Annotated in this window: 18 protein-coding genes; 13 read left to right on the top strand and 5 right to left on the bottom strand. The window is 49.7% G+C overall.

Annotated elements, in window-relative coordinates; genetic code table 11:
* The 6 genes from BEN30_RS15460 to BEN30_RS15430 all read left to right on the top strand — a co-directional run.
* Positions 1-1449 (top strand): efflux RND transporter permease subunit (locus tag BEN30_RS15460; protein WP_170827092.1); only part of this gene is annotated, 1449 nt, incomplete at its 5' end.
* Positions 1450-1465: 16 nt separating this feature from the next.
* Entirely contained in the window at positions 1466-2281 is an 816-nt protein-coding gene (locus BEN30_RS15455) for an outer membrane lipoprotein-sorting protein (RefSeq protein ID WP_069956419.1), read from the top strand.
* A 3-nt stretch (positions 2282-2284) separates the two neighbouring features.
* On the top strand, positions 2285-3700 hold the full coding sequence (locus BEN30_RS15450) for a DUF1302 family protein (protein WP_170826916.1): 1416 nt from the start codon (positions 2285-2287) through the stop codon (positions 3698-3700).
* 629 nt (positions 3701-4329) lie between these two features.
* A complete protein-coding gene (locus tag BEN30_RS15445) occupies positions 4330-6030 on the top strand; it encodes a hypothetical protein (RefSeq protein ID WP_139135074.1) in 1701 nt (566 codons plus the stop codon).
* Between the two features lie 71 nt (positions 6031-6101).
* Complete coding sequence (locus tag BEN30_RS15440) at positions 6102-6374, top strand: DUF3316 domain-containing protein (protein WP_139135073.1); 273 nt, start codon at positions 6102-6104, stop codon at positions 6372-6374.
* Between the two features lie 305 nt (positions 6375-6679).
* Positions 6680-7036, top strand: coding sequence for a hypothetical protein (locus BEN30_RS15430; RefSeq protein WP_069959220.1), 357 nt, complete (start codon positions 6680-6682; stop codon positions 7034-7036).
* A 241-nt stretch (positions 7037-7277) separates the two neighbouring features.
* Here BEN30_RS15430 and BEN30_RS15425 read toward each other — a convergent pair whose 3' ends face one another.
* The 5 genes from BEN30_RS15425 to BEN30_RS15405 form a co-directional block, all read right to left on the bottom strand.
* Positions 7278-8330: a tyrosine-type recombinase/integrase gene (locus BEN30_RS15425; RefSeq protein WP_170827091.1), complete on the bottom strand. Its 1053-nt coding sequence runs from the start codon at positions 8328-8330 to the stop codon at positions 7278-7280.
* Between the two features lie 132 nt (positions 8331-8462).
* Complete coding sequence (locus BEN30_RS15420; RefSeq protein ID WP_139135072.1) at positions 8463-9485, bottom strand: hypothetical protein; 1023 nt, start codon at positions 9483-9485, stop codon at positions 8463-8465.
* Positions 9482-9793 carry a DUF6626 family protein gene (locus tag BEN30_RS15415; RefSeq protein WP_069959217.1) on the bottom strand — a complete coding sequence of 104 codons (312 nt, stop codon included), beginning with the start codon at positions 9791-9793 and terminating at the stop codon, positions 9482-9484. Before BEN30_RS15415 ends, BEN30_RS15420 begins: the two co-directional genes overlap by 4 nt.
* Positions 9794-10217: 424 nt before the next feature.
* Positions 10218-10814, bottom strand: coding sequence for a tyrosine-type recombinase/integrase (locus tag BEN30_RS15410; protein WP_069959216.1), 597 nt, complete (start codon positions 10812-10814; stop codon positions 10218-10220).
* A gap of 207 nt (positions 10815-11021) precedes the next feature.
* On the bottom strand, positions 11022-11822 hold the full coding sequence (locus tag BEN30_RS15405) for a hypothetical protein (RefSeq protein WP_069959215.1): 801 nt from the start codon (positions 11820-11822) through the stop codon (positions 11022-11024).
* 94 nt (positions 11823-11916) lie between these two features.
* Here BEN30_RS15405 and BEN30_RS15400 point away from each other — a divergent pair, with 94 nt between their 5' ends.
* The 7 genes from BEN30_RS15400 (at position 11917) to BEN30_RS15370 (ending at position 17785) form a co-directional block, all read left to right on the top strand.
* Positions 11917-12672: a hypothetical protein gene (locus tag BEN30_RS15400; RefSeq protein ID WP_069959214.1), complete on the top strand. Its 756-nt coding sequence runs from the start codon at positions 11917-11919 to the stop codon at positions 12670-12672.
* Positions 12673-12683: 11 nt separating this feature from the next.
* Positions 12684-13550 (top strand): DNA-methyltransferase, encoded by an 867-nt coding sequence (locus BEN30_RS15395; RefSeq protein ID WP_170827090.1) that lies wholly within the window; start codon positions 12684-12686, stop codon positions 13548-13550.
* A 40-nt stretch (positions 13551-13590) separates the two neighbouring features.
* Complete coding sequence (locus BEN30_RS15390; RefSeq protein WP_069959212.1) at positions 13591-14823, top strand: DNA-methyltransferase; 1233 nt, start codon at positions 13591-13593, stop codon at positions 14821-14823.
* A gap of 34 nt (positions 14824-14857) precedes the next feature.
* Positions 14858-15277: a hypothetical protein gene (locus tag BEN30_RS15385; RefSeq protein WP_069959211.1), complete on the top strand. Its 420-nt coding sequence runs from the start codon at positions 14858-14860 to the stop codon at positions 15275-15277.
* A gap of 429 nt (positions 15278-15706) precedes the next feature.
* A complete protein-coding gene (locus BEN30_RS15380; protein WP_069959210.1) occupies positions 15707-16621 on the top strand; it encodes a WYL domain-containing protein in 915 nt (304 codons plus the stop codon).
* Positions 16614-17213 (top strand): DUF1819 family protein, encoded by a 600-nt coding sequence (locus tag BEN30_RS15375; RefSeq protein WP_069959209.1) that lies wholly within the window; start codon positions 16614-16616, stop codon positions 17211-17213. The genes BEN30_RS15380 and BEN30_RS15375 overlap by 8 nt, the downstream gene beginning before the upstream one ends.
* Positions 17210-17785 (top strand): DUF1788 domain-containing protein, encoded by a 576-nt coding sequence (locus BEN30_RS15370; protein ID WP_069959208.1) that lies wholly within the window; start codon positions 17210-17212, stop codon positions 17783-17785. The genes BEN30_RS15375 and BEN30_RS15370 overlap by 4 nt, the downstream gene beginning before the upstream one ends.
* The last annotated feature ends 3 nt before the right edge of the window (positions 17786-17788 follow it).

Below are 17788 nucleotides of genomic sequence, written 5' to 3'. Positions count from 1 at the left end.
GCGATCTTCTTTCGCCATGTTCAGCACGGCAACGCCAAACATGACAGCGTGGTCTATGCCCTGGGCCACTCGGGGCTGCCCATCGTTATGACATCGCTGACAACTGCCGCAGGTCTGGCATCATTTGCCGGCGCAGAAGTTGCTCCCATTGCCGATCTGGGCGTCATCGCCTCTTTGGGTATTTTGCTGTCGTTGCTTTTGAACCTGACGCTATTGCCGGCCGCCCTCAGTCTCTTGCCGCTTAAGGCCAAATCCAGCACACGGGCGCATAAGCGTCATGACCGCATGGATGCGCTGCTGCGCACCATCGCCGATTTTTCCACGGCTCGGGCGTGGCCGGTCATCATCGTCAGTGGTGTGCTATTGCTGATTTCAATCGCGGGCATCACGCAGCTTCATTTTTCCCATCAACCCTTCAAATGGCTGCCGATGTCTGAACCTTCGCGCTTGGCCCTTGACCTGATTGACGAGCGTTTGAAAGGGGCCAGCTCCCTTGAAGTGATCGTCGACACCAAGCAGGTCAACGGCCTCTATGATCCAACAATCATGGCCGGATTGGACAAGCTGAGTGGTGTCATCGAAGCGCTCAAAACGGATTTTATTTCCGTTGGCAAGACCCTGTCGTTGGCTGACATTTTAAAAGAATCAAACCGCGCCTTGCATGCCAATGATGAGGCTTTTTACAGCATTCCGGATGACCGTGATTTGATCGCACAAGAACTGTTCTTGTTTGAAAATTCAGGCTCAGACGATATGGAAGATTTCGTCGACAGCCAATTTCAAATGGCCCGCTTCACCGCCAAAATGCCATGGGCCGATTCCGTTTATCTGCAAGACATCAACGACACCGTGACCGCAAAATTTAGGGAAGTGTTGGGCGATGACGTGGACATTACGGTCACCGGCATGAACGCTCTGTTGGGCCGCACCATGCAAGCGACCATCTATTCCATGGGCCAAAGTTACATCATTGCGGGAGGCGTGATCACGTTGATGATGATTGCTTTTCTCGGCAGCATCCGCCTTGGCTTGGTGAGCATGATCCCCAACTTGGCCCCCATCGTGATCACCTTGGGCATCATGGGCTGGGTGGGCGTGCCGCTGGATTTATTCACCATGCTGATCGGGTCCATCGCAATCGGTCTGGCGGTCGATGACACCATTCACTTCATGCACAATTATCGACGTATCCACCACGACACCGGCAGCGTGAATACCGCTGTACGCGAAACCTTGTTGGGGGCCGGACGCGCCATGTTGGTGACATCAATCGTATTGTCGACAGGCTTTTTCATCTACTTGCTGTCCACTTTACAAAACCTCATCAACTTCGGCTGGCTGACCGGCACGACCATCATCTTGGCGCTGCTGGCGGACATCTTCTTGGCACCCGCCCTGATGAAGGTTTTGGACAAAGCCCACATGATTCCCGACGACAAAGATTTTTAGGAACGGAGAGAGTTTGATGAAAACCGCAACAGTTCTTTTCAGCGCCTTGGTGTTTAGCTTTTATGCGTTTGATTCAGGGGCCGCTGACCTCACGGCCCGCGAAATCATGCAAAAAGTGGATGACCGCGACGATGGTGACAATCGCATTTCTGAAATGAAAATGGTACTGATCGATAAAAACGGGGACACCCGCACGCGCAAAATCAAAACCTTTGCCAAAGATCTGATCACCGACAAGGGCGAAGAAGACCGCCGCACCATCATGTTCTTTTTGGAACCTGCCGACGTCAAGGACACCGGCTTTCTGACTTATGATTTTGACGCGTATGACAAAGACGATGATCAATGGCTGTTCTTACCCGCGCTGAAAAAAACCAAACGCATTGCCAGCACCGATAAATCCGGCAGCTTCATGGGATCTGACTTCAACTATTCCGACATGACGCGCAAAAATCTCGATGCCTATGAGTATAAGATTCTCAAAGAAGACGAAGTGCGCGGTGCCAAAACTTGGGTGATCGAAGCCCAGCCCAAAACCCAAGAAGAGATCGATCAAAGCGGTTACAAAAAATCGGTTGTGTTCGTGCGCCAAGATAATTTTGTCGTCGTGCGTGCCGTGCACTGGACCGATATCGGCGATAAGCTCAAATACTTGGACGTGACCGGATTGGAATTGATGGACGGTGTGTGGACCACCACAGCCATGACCATGACCACCAAGAAAAACAAACTCACCGAACACAAAACCGAATTGACCTTTTACAACATTCTTTACAACCAGGGCTTGGACGACGCCATGTTCAATTTACGCCGCCTCGAAAAAGGTCTGTAAGTTTTGCAAAAGCCATTTTCTCATCTTCTTGTGCTGCTGTGCATGGCGCTCGCGTTGCCCGCAAACGCCTGGGCTCAAGATGTGCTTGACGATGTGCTTGATGGTTTTGACAAGGCCCCCAAAACTGTCCCGACGGACGACCCTTTGGAAGGTTTTGATGAACCGTCTTCGTCAACATCGGCGACGGAACATTCTGTCGCGTCGCCGTGGTCTGTGTCGGGCAGCATGTTATTTTCGGCGGCCTATGATTACACCCAAAATACACCAACGGCGGGCAGCTCCGACAAACGCGGACTGAGCCGCGCGCGTCCCAAAGCCAACCTTAAAATCAAAGGTAACCTGCCCGACCAATTTTCCCTTCCGGTGCGCGTGTTGGGCGAAGCGTCCGTCGCCCACGATTTTGTGTACGCCGTGCATGGCCGTGGGGATTATAACGCGACGGTTCTCAATTCCTTCGAGCGCGATATCAATCTTGGAGAACTCTACGCCAGCGCTCAATTGGGAAACGGGTTCGAAATCACCGCCGGGCGTCAAACCATCGTCTGGGGCACGTCTGAAAATCTGCGTGTGGTGGACGTCATCAATCCTTTGGATCGACGCGAACTGGGTATGGTCGATATCGAAGACGTCCGTCTGCCGTTGGCGATGGTGCGCGCCGATTATACCGCCGGACCGTGGAGCGCCAGCGCCTTGGTCATCCCCCACATCCGCTTTAACAAAACCGCACCGTCTTACAGCCCTTACGACACCGCCAATGGGGCAGCTCCACAAAACGATGTGCCTTCGGGTGGCCTCAACAATACTGAGTTGGCCGCCCGCCTCAAGGGCACCTTTTCGGGCTGGGACTTGTCCCTGCACGCGGCCAACCTCTATGACGACAACGGCCACAAAGAAACGGTGAACGGCGCCACCCGCATCCGCCATGAGCGGGTAAATATGGTGGGCATCTCGGGGGACATTGCGTTGGGAAACTGGTTGGTGAGGGGCGAAGCCGCCAGCTTTTCCGGCCTGCAAACCTTGGGCGTTCCGGGCCAGGATTTTACCCGCCACGATATCTTGGCCGGTGTCGACTACACGGGCCTATCTGACGCCTCCATGAGCTTCGAAGTCGTGAACCGCCACCTTGTTGATTGGAGCCCGGCGCTGATTGGGGAAGGTTTAAAGAGGAATTCGCAAGAATACGCGCTGCGCTATTCCGGCGACTATATGCACGACCGTGTCCACTTAACGGCGCTCACCACCCGCATTTCGCCACTCACCAAAGGCGGTGGATTTTCACGGGCCTCCATCGAATATGATGTGCAAGACGCGCTCAGCATCACGGGCGGCATAACGCTCTATCACGACGGCACCCGCGCACCCTTTAAGGGGCTCGGCGACAACGACCGCATATTCGTCGAAATCAAACAAAGCTTTTAGGCTTGTTGAGCGCCGCAAAATAATCGCCCAAGCCGCCCGGATGATCTTTTCCCCCGCGCAAAATATGCTATAAGCCACCCGTACACGCGGATTTCCGCCCCACACCGAAGCGCCCGTAGCTCAGCAGGATAGAGCACCAGATTCCTAACGGGGTTTGGCTCTATCTGAGATTTTTAAATTCCTTTTATTACAATCAATTACGCCCTCCTCTTAGGAGGGTGAACTGTGCCTAATTCTCGGAAAACACCCGAAAGTAAGCACAAATATTGCACATTGCATTTCGTCTAAAATGTCAGGAATCCATCATCGGACCGCTCCCCACCAAGGGGTTTTCATTGATCTGAGATCGGAAGATCGAATACGGGCTGGATATGGCTCAGGACCCAGATGATATCGACGTTTTACAAAAGATGACTCTGGGAGAACTAATCGAACGCTAAATCCCTAACGTCTGCTGTATCCACGGTTGCGGTAATTTTTTCACCCATCAAATGCCCTCCCTATTGTTGTAGGTAAACTGGAACACAGCGGGTAGGAAGTCTACCGTTTCCGCCGTGTTTCCAACCTTTTGATAAAATCCAACGATGGCCTCTAGACCGTCGTGCAGCCGTGGACCGACGCCGTTCTGGATGACTTCAACCCTAAAAGCGATGTTTTCACGAAAAAAACATGTTCAAAACGCCATATGGTTGTTACATTTCACCCAATTATTTGATGAGTATTATGATTCTATGAACAAACGGTGGATTTCAGGGGGGATGGCATTGCCATTATTGGCGGTGCCGCTTGCGGTATGGGCTGGTGATTTGTATTCACCGGACATGCCCTTCAACACGTTTGAATCGGCTCAACCGCAGTCCATTCCCTTGTCTCTCAGCCAAGACGGACGCCTGAGCATCAATGTGGCCCCCGAAAATGGCAGCAACCTCCAATTCAGCTTCCAGCATTCCGCTTTACAGCGAACCCAAACCAGCCCCCTTGCCCTAAACTTAGGGGCCGAGAACACAAGGGATGAAAATTCCGGTGAATGGGATAGTACGCTGAACGCCACCAATGCCGACCAGACCAACGAGTTTGGGCTGGAACTGGAACGCAATGCCCAAAATGGCACGTCCGGGGCCGTTACATTTAAGACCCTATTCGACGATACCCAAGGGGCCGGGGTTAAGCTGCGGGTTGGTGAAGACACGCGGGCTTTGTTCGGCCAATATCTTCGCACCACCCCTGATCAAGTGGATGAAAACGGATCAATTGCCCTCACACTGGGGTATCAGGAGTTTGATCGGAAGAACACGTTCAATGGTGAAGAAAAATCCGATACGCTGGACGCTTATTTTTCCGCATTGAAATACACCCATAAAAACGCTTCTCCCAACGCGGCTTGGTCGAGTGTGTATGGGGAGGCCTCGTACATTGATGTTAATGGCCCTGAGTTTCTGGTCAATGGCACACAAGCCGGATGGCCGGACATGAAAGAGTATCGGGGTGAGTTTGGTCTGGTGACGAGCCCAACACTGGGTCTCGAATTGACCCCATACATGGGTACGGAACGTACTCGCACCACATCAGTTGATGACATCATAACCACCCGCAATAAAGTTCTTGGCGGTTTTAGTGCGGGCTTGACGTGGGATCAACTTGGCGGATTTGACAACGACATCGGCACCACGAGTCTGGGCGGGGAACGCAATTCCAATAATGAATGGGATGCTAAAATATCGCACACTTACGAGAAATGGTCGCTGAGTGCCCGAAATTCACAAAGCCATGAGTGGGCGGTCTCTCTTGGCTATAACTTTAAATTTGAGGTTCCAAAACTCAAGCTGCCGAAAGCCGATACGGCACTGAGGATGGACGCCGTTCTGCGTGCTGCACCAGATGATCAAAGCCCAAATCATGACGTGGCTCAAAACAAGACACCAAACGTGAGTTTCTCGCGAATTCGCTTAAGCGATATGGACTTCCGCCGCAGTGAAACGGCCGTCAGCATGGTCGCCGACTTGGCAAGCACATCGGCCTCAGTCGCCTGTACAGACACAAGCGGGTCACCCAGCCAAGTATCTGAAAATCGTGCCAACTTGACCGGCCAGGGACAAACGACGACAGCGAGCATTACGTTTAGCGAGACGATTAAATCTGTCGATTATGTTAAGTTTTTGAACCTTATTAACGGTTCTACTGGTGGAACGATTAGCACATCACTATCCGGGGCAACCGTAAACCTGAATGTGACAACGCCAAATAATACCCCTGTTAAAATTAGAATCACGGTGAGTGATTGTGGTGGTAACCAGACGACGTATACGACGGCATTGTTTGTGCTTCTATAGGAATGGGGTGAGCAATTTTCTCTCCCGAATTCGACTTGTTTGGTCCATCATGAAACGTGAGACATATGAAAATGAACTCCAAAATTATATTACCCGCTCTTGTCCTTTTGTGCTCATTGGCCTTTGCTCAAATTGCGTTTGCAGCGAACGAAACCATCACGATGCCGCATGACCAGGATGTGTACTGGAATAAAGCCGTTGCATACACGGCCAAAAAAGGAGAGGTCCTAACAATCACAAACGTACAGCCGTGCCTGTCCGACAAAAGCAAAGAATGCTGGAAAGTCGAACACACAGAACACGGCCCCGGCATCATTCGTAAAGAATGGGTTGTAAAAGAGTAGCCCTTTCAAAATAGGAACTACGGTACAGCTTATTCATTTGAACGACGTTCGAGACGTGAGGGTGGGGGGCATAAATGGGGTATATATTTAGATTACCATTTTATCTGATCGGTATTTTTGTGTGGATTCCGCTTGGCATTCTCATATCCCTGTTGAACATTTTGACTCTTCCTATTTTCGGCATTGTCATGCTGGTCTTGCCGTCTGTTTTCCCAAACAAAGCAAAAGACATTTTGTCATTTGGGACGTTACGGCGAGGCGTGAACAACTTGAACGCGTTTATTCGAGGGTAGAGGGGGAAACCAATGTCATCCGATGAAATCACAAGATTGCATAGAAAAATAAAAGAGGCGAAGAAACAGATCAAAAATCTGCATTTGGAAGCGGACGACGGACACATCGGTTTTTTTACTTACGATACGTTTGATGTGAATTTCAACAACCAGTTCTTGGCAGAAAATCTGCCAAAAATGCAGGCGTCTCTAGAACATTTTGAAAAGCTTGGGCGTAAAGGCTTTCCAAAAGAGTGGAATTGTTATAATTGTCGTTGGTTATATTCTGCTGGCATCATTCTTAATACTTTTCTTGGTAGCAACCATAAAAGGCATGGACCTGGGTCTTCTGCAGCCTTTTTTACCGGCGGTCCGATGATGGATTCCTGACATTTTAGACGAAATGCAATGTGCAATATTTGTGCTTACTTTCGGGTGTTTTCCGAGAATTAGGCACAGTTCACCCTCCTAAGAGGAGGGCGTAATTGATTGTAATAAAAGGAATTTAAAAATCTCAGATAGAGCCAAACCCCGTTAGGAATCTGGTGCTCTATCCTGCTGAGCTACGGACGCACTAGGTGGCTTATATCATAATTTTTGCGGGGTAAAACAGCCTCTTCATCCTATTGGTTTAGTGAAGTTTTCTCGGTGGCGTTGTCGCATCGAGCGAAGGCAGCCCCAAGTGGGAAGGCGTAGCCTCAGATGGTTGAATTTGGGCATTCTCTGCGTTTGTGCCCATGAATGAGCCCATTTCGTGGATAGCACGGTGTAAATCAGCCGTTGCGAGGTGGGCGTATCGAGTGCTCATGTCCATGGTCGAATGCCCTAATATTCGGCTTAAACGGTAGAGGTCCATTCCGCTCTGGACAGCCCACGAGGCGAAGGTATGGCGGAGATCGTGAAAACGGAAGTTCTCGATCCCAGCCCGTCTGACCGCCCCTCTGAACCCTATCACGATACGGATATAGCGTTCCCCATCCTCTTTGTGAAAGACGTAATCACTGGTGGGGTGGCGGAGAATGGTCACAAGGGTGGTCACAGCGTTATCGCTTAACGGGATGACCCTTGGGCGGTTGGATTTAGTCTCCAGCAATAGGATTTCACGACGCTGAAGATCAACGCGAGACCACTTCAACGATAAGATTTCCCCAACCCGCATGCCCGTTTGAACCGCCAAGGTGATCATCGGCTTCATATAGTCGGACGCCGCATCTACGAGACGTTGGTATTCCCCTCTTGTCAAATAACGAATGCGGGGTGGGTTCTCTCGAATGGATCGTTTGTCATAGTTCTTCACCGGATTCACATCCAGCCAATCCCACACGACTGCACACGACAACATGGATGAAAAGACCGAGAGGTCACGGCGAATGGTCGGGCTGGTCGCTCCATCACGCCGCCGAGCCGAGATGAACTCGGTGATATTTCCTTTGCTGATCTTCTCTAGATCGAGATGGGCGAAGTGCGGACTTAGTTGACGGATATTACCCGCGTAGGATTTTCGGGTAGTGATTTTTAACGACGGCATGTGTTCGACCCTGTATTTGTCGATCATTTCCTGCACGATATGATAACGCCGACCCTCTCGAACCCATCGTTTGTACGTGTCCATCTCTCGCATCAGGAATTGAAGGGCTTCCGTCTTCTTCATCGTCCGGGCGGATTTGCGAACGGTCTTTCCCATCCATTGGAATCTAATCCAGTAATGCGGCCCTCGTTTATACACACTTGCCATACTGCAAACGCAGCTTCAGGCGAACGCTTATGTCAAATCGTTTGACCAAGGCAGGTTGGGATATTTGTGGTCACGGTGACCTCATGATGGATACGGGAGGAACCAGCCAATAGACGGATGGGCAACGAGACCACTTGGCTGCCTCCAAACATCATGATGATCGACGGATTCGTAAAAATTCACGCTAGGGTATCGGTTCCATTCAATTCTATTGAGCAGGATCGGGAGGCGGTCCCCCCACCGTTTTTGCAACCATTCACGCAGATCATTTTGAGCCTGTCCAAGGCGGTCACGCATGGCGGGGCTGAGTGACCGCCTACCAAGCTGTTGGTCATCATGATATGAATGGATTTCCCACCCACCATGAAGCCGTATGGCTCCGCCGATGAACCAATTGATTGCGAGAAAAGATGGTAAATCTACGGTTTTAAACCGTAACAATCCTGGTGTTTTTGTAATCTGACCCGCTACGGTATTTGCCCACGATTCTGGTGCCAGATTGCACAACGCATAGCCACACCAAAAAAATTGATCCGTCTCAATACTCATCCCAATCTTAAAAATATCATCGGCATCGACGACCTCGCCCCCAAGGTAAAATTCCTGCACAGATCGAGGGATGGTGGAGTTGATCCATTCGCTGAACCCCGTCATTGCTGCGGTGGCATTGGCGTTGACGATGAAAGCGTGGTCCCACGCCCAGCAGTGTTTAATTCCCGCTGGGATGGACGATTTAACGGGTTCGGGCAAAAGCCCCGGTTTGCCTTTTAATTGGAATAGCACGACCCAACGGCGAACCAGATCGGGGTCGTCGCTGTGCCAAGCGATTTCCACAATATCTCTGTGATCGATTATTGATCGATGGACCTGCAACAAGGCAAGGAACGGCTGCCCCTGCATGTGACCTTCAATCCGTGCGACGGTTTGAATGCATGGTGCAATCAATTTTTCACCACTGAACGTCATGGACAGCGTGAAAGGTCTCACTTCGATTTCCGTGACATCCCACTGCGATGAAAAAAATCGATGGATGGGGCGATCATCGTGGTCAAAACTATCGATGGTACGGTATAAAAGGTGTTCGAGTTCAGGGGTGCATCTCATGACTCGCACAGCCTATCCATCTCATCCTGCACACGTCCCATGATCGCTTCTAATACGTCTACACCAGCCTCAAATGCTTTGTGTTCATCATTGTTGCTGGTTTCCTCCATGGCTTGGATTGAGGCTAGGTAGGTGTCGTGTAACGCCCACGTGAGCCGATATAGGACATCTATGTTGGGGTGCCTGCCTCGGGCAATTGTGCTGCTGTACCATGATGGCTTTCGTCCACAAAATTCACTGAACTCGGATTGCGTATCAACGACACCTAGTTCGAATAATTCTTCATATATTTCTGTCAGTGTGATCACTTGTGTTCCTCCTCGTTACTGCATCAGCAGTATTTATCTCGGAGGGGTCATGGCGTGTCCGGTAGACGTACATAGCCAGCTTCACCATGGCTGTGGTGTATATGTGTTGTCGCCGTATTGATGCCTTGATGAATTCATCTGCTGTGGGGTCGCGAGTGGAACGTGTCGCTTCACTATTCCATGCGGGGACGGGTGGGTCCAAATCAAAAACTCCCCCTATCTCGAACATCTACCTATTAATATTAGTTGTTGCCGCTGGGGGGAGTTTTTCAATGAAGCCGCCTCTGGCGGCGTATCTGCCCACTCCGGTCGTGTAATTTGAATTGCTCAGAGGTGTTCATGAGCAAAGCGAATGACACCGATGGAGCGGGCGGACGCCGTAGGCGTTCTGCCCTCCCGATGTTGACTAATAGTGCGTCTATTACTAGATCGCACGCACCACTGCGGACCGAAGGACATCTGGGTTGGATTGGCAATATTCAGATGTCTGAGAGATATTACGGTGTCCCATCAGCACGGACACGGATTTGATGTCGATACCGCCAGTGATGAGTTTGGTGGCGAAGCTACGGCGACCACTATGACTGGATACCGATTCAGGTAAACCAGCACGACGAAAAATCCGCTTCATCATCTGTTGTAATGAGTTTGGGGTAAACGCACCGCCCTTTTGTGATCTAAACAACGGCGATGTCTGGGTGATCGCCACCGGGTCATGGTCACGCCGCCAATCGAGATATGTCCGCAACGCACGTTGTATTTTTGGATTGGAGAGGAAGACCTCGCGGTTTTGATTGGTCTTAGAGTTGGCACGTCGGATTTGGAAGTGATCACGAATGGCATTGTTCTGGTTTAGGACATCGCCGACGATGAGCGTGCTGATTTCGCCGACCCGAAGACCGAGACCAAAACTCATCATGATGATTGCGGTGTTTCTTTCGGCGTGTTGTTCCACCGAGATCACCCGGAGCAATCGGGTGAATTCCTGCTCGGATAGAACTTTTGCTTTTCCCTCACGCATATGACCCTCAAATGTTTAGAAAACAGACATTGGCGGGGTTTAGTAAATGTATTTGAAATCACCATGGAGGTGGTCCCCGCTTTACCCCGCACGAAAGCTGATAATGATTAGAAATCTTCCTTTCTAAACATTGTCGCTATTTGATTGTTTGGGACGACGACGGGAACTCTCTTGGGCCGCCTCAACCGCTTTAACCAATGGGTTGCTCTAAAGTTTAATTCCCAGTTTGATTTGCAAATCCAACGCAGCCCACTCATCTATTTTTCCGGCACGTTTGATGTAACGTGAAACGAGGGGCTGTGTTATGGGCTTCCCATTGATGCTCCTAAATCCTCTCTTGGTCAGGGTATAAGCAATTTTACTCTGGTCACGTTCCGAGTCCTCAAGTGCAACATTCTTTATGTCTGTCCAAATTTTCGAAGCAAACTCTACAGCCTCTTTGGTTGAATTAATATTTGTCAGAGAAAATGGGCTTTCCTTAGATATTTTTGACGTTATGCCATGAAGATAAGACTGCAACAGAAATTTTGTGGCAGTTGTTTTATCGACAATTGGGCCACCAAAAACATAACGGCTTTCGTCAAACTGAAAATCCATAATGTCATCAGTGTCAGGAAATAAAAGAACTGGGATGTTGTTCTCAACCAGCATTCTGGCAGCCTTAGGGTGAGCGATATCTTCCCACCCGGATGCAATCAAAATCCACGGGTCTGATGAATAGGGTGCCTTATCAATTTCGTTAAGCAGGTCGGACCTACTGCCACCCTTCTCCGTAATTTCGTGTCGAAACTCTCCACCAATGCGACGGAGGAACATTCTCATTTCTTTATGTCTCTGATCTGGAGTCTTTTTACCAGCTTTCTTGTCTAAACAATAAGTCACAAAACTTCCACGAACCCCCAAAACACCTACCCCCCCTAGATTGTTTACCCCTAAACAGGCGACCCCCCATATGTTTAGTAAGTCATTGAATTGACTGCATAAATGAAGGATGTACTCTGGAATCATGTTGCAAGCGGATGGTCCGCAAGTGACATATCGAGGTCCCCTAAGGAAACAGGATGGACTTCGATAGAACCCACATTAACCAGGAGTGCATCTTATGTCTAAGAAAACCGCGAATGTTAAATCCAAGCCCGAAAACAGTGCCAGCACAGTTTTCTTCAACCTTGTTAAAACAGCACAGACGGCTGTGATCACATTTGATCAGGGTGTTATGAAACGTCTCGCTGCAAATAACGCTGAACTTTATGAAGCCTTGGCGGCAATTTACGGCGTTTACGTCGCCGGGAAGACGTATCCCGATGATCATAATCAGTTCCTGATTGATCACAATGTGGTTCCGAGCAAGCGTGCAAAAACGGACGCTCACTCGACGGTGAAGGCATTTTACCCCGAGGGGAAACGTCACGACCTTCGTCAGCGTATAAACTACGACTCACAAGCCATGGCCGTTCTGGAGCATAACAAGGTCGTTCATGAAGACGCCGCTGATTGGCTTGCCACTCCGTTGCGGTCTGGTGAAGTGGGGCTGGCGAAGGTCAAGGTAATGTATGCCAAATTGCCAGAGGTCAAAAAACGTCGTGAAAAAGCTGCTGAGGCAGCCAAAAAGCGTGGCACCTCACATCAGCAGCGTGCGGTCGATGCGGTTACCGAATTTCTGAAAAAGGCAGAAAAATATGGTGCCGCCCGTGCAAACCCAGACCTTGCCTCCATGGCGGGACAACGTGTTTTGCTGATTGGTGTTATTGATGAGCAAGGACGGACTGAACTGCGTGTGCTGACCGACGATGAAAACAAAGTCAGCGATATCACCCTGACTGTGGTTGAGGGCGGCAAGCTCGCCTGGGCTGCGTAAGGGACATGCTGATGACGTTCATGCATGAACCCTTTGGCTACAATCCTCCGAAGTCCGAGCCAGTAATGGCTCGGATTTTCGAGGGGTGCGGCATCATGGGAGCCAAGGCACATATCGCCGATGGCTCCATTGATGTTGTCATTAACGATCCGCCCTTTGGGATCAAAGGTGACGTAATTGGTAGCGAATACCGCAATCAAGGAAAGACGCGTAACGTTATAGCGGGGTACGTTGAAATTCCCCGTGAACAATATCAAGATTTTGCATTTTCCACTGTTGCCGAAGTGGCTCGGGTACTCCGACCCGGCGGCTCCGCCTATTTCATTTTGTCATTTCAAACCATGCATCACTTCATCTGTGCGATTGAGGAGCATGGTCTTATCTTGCGTAATAATATCGTCTGGCAATATCCCGGCATCTGGCAGGACCACAAATACACCGTCGGTCATCATAATATTATCTACGTGATCAAGCCCCCATTGGCTGCCGTCTGGTTCGATCCTTACGCCCGCTATGGGGATAGTAAAAAATCATACGCCGACCGTATGGATGTTTGGACAGACATTCCCCAGAAAAAACACCACAACGGTGAAATTCGAAACATGAACTCCCTCCCTGATGGGCTGGTGGAAAAGATGCTCGCCTATAGCAGTCGCCCCGGAGACACGGTGTTAGACATGTTTCTAGGTGAATTCACCACTGCCAAGGTTGCACTCAAAATGGGACGAAGTGTCTTTGGCTTTGAAATCAATCCCCATGCCGTCAAAACTTTTGCTCCCACGTTGAAGGGTAACGTGGAAGTGACCCGGCTCAATCCCGCTATGTCAAATCGTTTGACTTGGCGAAGCAGTAAGAGCGAGGCATTTTGTGATGTATAATTGTATGAACGACTTTCAGCCATTCGGGTACACACCGCCAATGCGTTTGAAACGCAAGGTGACCCGCCAGTCAAAACGGGTTGAAGTTTTCACAGGTGACAACTCGGACGTTATGAGCCGGTTTCCTGAAAACCATTTTCATTCGGTTGTTAGCGATCCACCCTATGGGCTTTCTGAGAATGGGAAGAATTATTCATCCCAGACCATCGCCGACATGATCACCACATGGGCGAAAGGCGATGATTATGATTATTCGAACCGCCGGGGTTTTCTTGGCAAAGACTGGGATGGTGGCGTCCCCCAGCCCTCAACTTGGAAGCAAACTTTCCGCGTTCTGCGTCCGGGTGGTTTTGTGGTTGCCTTCGGACATCCGAAGACAGTTGATCTTTTGATCCTTTCTTTGCGGTTGGCGGGTTTTGAAATCAGAGATCAAATCATGTGGATTTACACCCAAGGTTTTCCTAAGGCGGTCGATGCTGGAAAACAAATCGACAAGCATCTCGGGACACTGCAAACCAGCGGAAAATACGTAAACCTTCAGCATGACATCCGTGGCGGACAGGCATTTAGCGAGGTCTCCAATATCGGAGGTCGTCGTATGGCACGGTCACTGGAAGGACAAGGCGGATATGGGAAAACAATGGTCCCAGCTTATGAACCCAATTCTCCCCACGCAGAAGAATGGCATGGTTGGAAATCCGCTCTAAAGCCTGCCCATGAGGTCATCGTGGTTGCCCGCAAGCCTCTTGAAGGCACAACAGCCCAAAACATCCTGCGTTGGGAAACCGGCGTCATGAATATCGATGCGTGTCGGGTGCCGTTGGCTGATGGTGAAAAGGTAAAAGGTTCTGGACATGGCGGCTCACTGGACACACGCAACATGGGGTGGGGGTTCAAACGAGTTGGTCGTGACCCCGACCTTGGACGTTTTCCCGCAAACGTTATTGGTGAATTCAACGATGACCTTCAGCGGTATTTTTATTGTCCGAAGCCGGGCAGAACCGAAAAAGATTTTGGTGTTTCTGATCCCAGCGGGAAATCCGCTAAAAACCCGCACTGCACGGTCAAGCCCGTGAGGCTGATGGAATATCTCGTGCGTCTTGTGACCAAGAAAGACGGACTGGTTCTCGACCCCTTCTGCGGCAGCGGCACCACAGGCATTGCGGCTCAGAATGAAGGGATGCAGTTCGTCGGAATTGAGCAGGATGTCAAGTATGCCGATGTCGCACGAAAACGAATTGGTGCATGGATAAATCATGTCCAGGCTGCCTAAACAACTACCCCATTTCAAAAAGGATAACTGAGCTATGAGTACAAGAGCATTCTGGTATTACGAAAAACATCCCGGCAAGCCCTTCGAGCTAAAAAGAGCGTGGGTCTATCGAGGAGATCAAAAACTCGAAGCAATAGTCGCCGTTATCCAGAAGGCACTGGGTGGCGATGTGGATGAAATCAGCGATCATTTTTTAGCCCCCTTCTGTATGGCACAATCAGAATTGGCTATTTTCATCAACAAGACTGCAAAAAGCCGTGGTCTTCCGGTGAATTTTACCCTGCCACTACCTGACGGCGATCTTGACGTACATGGACCAATTTTTATATGTCGGTTCCATGATGATACTTTAGGCTCTATCGCAATAAACTCCCCTAGACCTAGCCTTCAACACCCAATCTTGCAATTTATTGCTGCTGCGGATGATGATTTTGAGCCACCTCAATGGCAGTGATTTCAGCCGATACCATAACGATTTTTATCAAGTCGATGCATTTTCTTTCTATATGATGTTCAAAACACTGCTGTAGGAGCCGAGAACGTGTTTCAAAATCGTCGAGGCAACCACATCACCACCAACCCCACATAAAACCCGACTTAACCCCTTAGAGGCTGGAATTGGGAAGAATCAGCCACCACCGATATTGCTACCGTAATAGTCGCGTTCCCGCCACCTTCGCATTTAAGACGAACATGCTGAGGTAAGTCAGGATATTCCAGAATACGCTCAACCCGCCATTGGGTAGACGGATTGCCCATTCTGAGGAAGATGTCGTTCTCTTGGATGTTTATCATAATTTGTTGAATCCCGTTGACCAGTTAAGAAACTTAATGTACCAAAAACGTGCATTTGACAAGTTTATAAACACATACATGGAGTGTCATGGGGGACATCCGACAAAACCAGCAGGATTCATCAGGTTCACCTGAATTGAGGTGGGGGGTTGAACGACGCCTCGAATTCCTAGAATTCCGTCTTTTTTGGGAGGGGCGGTTTAATCGCAAGGACATTGTTGAATTTTTTGGAGTATCGAACCCGCAGGCATCCGCCGATATTCACCGCTATCAAGACCTTGCTCCAAACAATATCCGCTATGACGGTAGTCAGAAGTTCTTTGTCCGTGGGGATGATTTCAAGCCCATCTTGATAACCCCTGATGCAAACAGATATTTGGCTCAACTTCGCTCAATCTCGGATGGTGTTCTTGCACCCCGTGAGACGTGGGTTGCCAAAACCCCAGCATTTGATGCCGTTCCCCTACCGAGACGAACCGTCGATCCAAAGCGACTTTTGTCCATCCTTGAAGCGATCCACACTGGTAGTGCCATCCAAGTACAGTACCAGAGCATGACACGCCCAGAGCCAACATGGCGGTGGATCACCCCCCATGCGTTGGGTTTTGATGGATTTCGCTGGCACGCACGGGCGTATTGCCATCTCGACAAAATCTTCAAAGATTTCCTTATTCCAAGAATCCTTGGGACAAGGAAAACCAAACCTCACGACATCGACGCAAGCAACGACCATGCTTGGCAGCAGACCATTACGTTTAAGATTGGACCAAACCCGAACCTCACCCCCACCCAACAGACAGTTGTGGAACTCGATTATGGTATGAAGAATGGGGTGCTTGAGATCGAAACACGACTGGCATTCTCGTACTACCTCAGAAAGCGACTTGGGCTGGATGTTGACCCATCCCTCCGTGATGCCAGTGACCAACACATCGTACTGCTTAACAGCGACGAGATTGATGTCTCCCAACAAAGCGTTCTAGAGGGGGATTCAAATGCTTAATAGTCGCTATAAAGCCGATATTGCGGGTGGTTCACTTAAAATCCCAGAAAGCCGTATTATCGCTGATCTACTTCTAAACAATGTTGATGCTCAAGGGTGGAAAGATGCCATTGAGGTTCAGAACGTTCTCCAAAAACGCAGCATTGGAACGGCGAAAAGGCAGGCATCTCTTGTTCGTGTGCGATTAGAAACCATGGATGCAGAGTTATGGGAGATGGTCCGAGATGGCTCCACCATCATCGCCACCCAATGTGTCTTCGCTTCGTCGATCAAACACAGCACCCTCATCGGAGATTTCCTCGATCTTGTTGTCCGCGAAGAATTCAGGATGTTTGGCACAAACTTATCCCGTCAGATGTGGGGCAAGTTCCTTGAAGGATGTCACGAACGTGATCCACACATGCCTGAATGGGCGGAATCGACCGCAAATAAACTTGGAGATTCCGTGTTCCGCATTCTTGATGAGGTCGGATACATCACCGATACTAAGACGATGACCTTGAACCATGTACGTATTGCTAATGAGGTGATGACGTACCTGCGAGAACATAACGAAGACTACGTCCTCAAATGCATTCAGGTGGCGATATGAACGATAATTTAACCGAACGCCTGAATGTGGTGCTGGAGAAGCTGATATCTGACGACCTGATAAATGGTCGTGGATTGGGGAACGAGATTGCCTTCTACATATTCGACTACCCACCCGAGGAAGAACTCCGCATTCGGGATCACATAGAATTCCTGCTCAAGCAGATACCCATGCATATGCCCGAACTACGGGTCATACATGTGGACCTATTTGATATGGTTTTGGATCACATGCGGTCCAGAAACCTACTGGAACCATCCTACAAGCTACAGCGAGACAAGGGTGATGAGGCTCTGGTGAAGGCACTGAAAGCCCCTCTGAAAGAGGATAAACTGGCTCAGGTGTTCAAGGAGGTCGCCCGACCTGATGACCATGATCTGGTCTTGGTCTCAGGTATTGGCGGTGTCTATCCAATGCTGCGATCCCACAGCCTTCTCAACAATCTTCATGCCGTTATGGGGTTAAAGCCCTTGGTGATGTTCTTTCCCGGTAGATACGACGGTCAGTCGCTCAGTCTGTTCGGGGAACTCTCAGATAACAACTACTACCGTGCTTTCAAGCTGGTACCGTAATTC

The organism is Magnetovibrio blakemorei (genome assembly GCF_001746755.1).
Classification (GTDB): Bacteria; Pseudomonadota; Alphaproteobacteria; order Rhodospirillales; family Magnetovibrionaceae; genus Magnetovibrio; species Magnetovibrio blakemorei.
Note: the sequence above shows the minus strand (reverse complement) of the source record. Positions and strands in the feature narration are given on the sequence as shown.

What these genes read in the sequence shown, in the direction of transcription:
- BEN30_RS15455 (WP_069956419.1), top strand. Translation starts at nt 1,466, where the DNA reads ATGAAAACCGCAACAGTTCTTTTCAGCGCCTTGGTGTTTAGCTTTTAT.
- BEN30_RS15445 (WP_139135074.1), top strand. Translation starts at nt 4,330, where the DNA reads ATGACTTCAACCCTAAAAGCGATGTTTTCACGAAAAAAACATGTTCAA.
- BEN30_RS15440 (WP_139135073.1), top strand. Translation starts at nt 6,102, where the DNA reads ATGAACTCCAAAATTATATTACCCGCTCTTGTCCTTTTGTGCTCATTG.
- BEN30_RS15430 (WP_069959220.1), top strand. Translation starts at nt 6,680, where the DNA reads ATGTCATCCGATGAAATCACAAGATTGCATAGAAAAATAAAAGAGGCG.
- BEN30_RS15425 (WP_170827091.1), bottom strand. Translation starts at nt 8,330, where the DNA reads ATGGGAAAGACCGTTCGCAAATCCGCCCGGACGATGAAGAAGACGGAA.
- BEN30_RS15420 (WP_139135072.1), bottom strand. Translation starts at nt 9,485, where the DNA reads ATGAGATGCACCCCTGAACTCGAACACCTTTTATACCGTACCATCGAT.
- BEN30_RS15410 (WP_069959216.1), bottom strand. Translation starts at nt 10,814, where the DNA reads ATGCGTGAGGGAAAAGCAAAAGTTCTATCCGAGCAGGAATTCACCCGA.
- BEN30_RS15405 (WP_069959215.1), bottom strand. Translation starts at nt 11,822, where the DNA reads ATGATTCCAGAGTACATCCTTCATTTATGCAGTCAATTCAATGACTTA.
- BEN30_RS15400 (WP_069959214.1), top strand. Translation starts at nt 11,917, where the DNA reads ATGTCTAAGAAAACCGCGAATGTTAAATCCAAGCCCGAAAACAGTGCC.
- BEN30_RS15395 (WP_170827090.1), top strand. Translation starts at nt 12,684, where the DNA reads ATGACGTTCATGCATGAACCCTTTGGCTACAATCCTCCGAAGTCCGAG.
- BEN30_RS15390 (WP_069959212.1), top strand. Translation starts at nt 13,591, where the DNA reads ATGCGTTTGAAACGCAAGGTGACCCGCCAGTCAAAACGGGTTGAAGTT.
- BEN30_RS15385 (WP_069959211.1), top strand. Translation starts at nt 14,858, where the DNA reads ATGAGTACAAGAGCATTCTGGTATTACGAAAAACATCCCGGCAAGCCC.
- BEN30_RS15380 (WP_069959210.1), top strand. Translation starts at nt 15,707, where the DNA reads ATGGGGGACATCCGACAAAACCAGCAGGATTCATCAGGTTCACCTGAA.
- BEN30_RS15375 (WP_069959209.1), top strand. Translation starts at nt 16,614, where the DNA reads ATGCTTAATAGTCGCTATAAAGCCGATATTGCGGGTGGTTCACTTAAA.
- BEN30_RS15370 (WP_069959208.1), top strand. Translation starts at nt 17,210, where the DNA reads ATGAACGATAATTTAACCGAACGCCTGAATGTGGTGCTGGAGAAGCTG.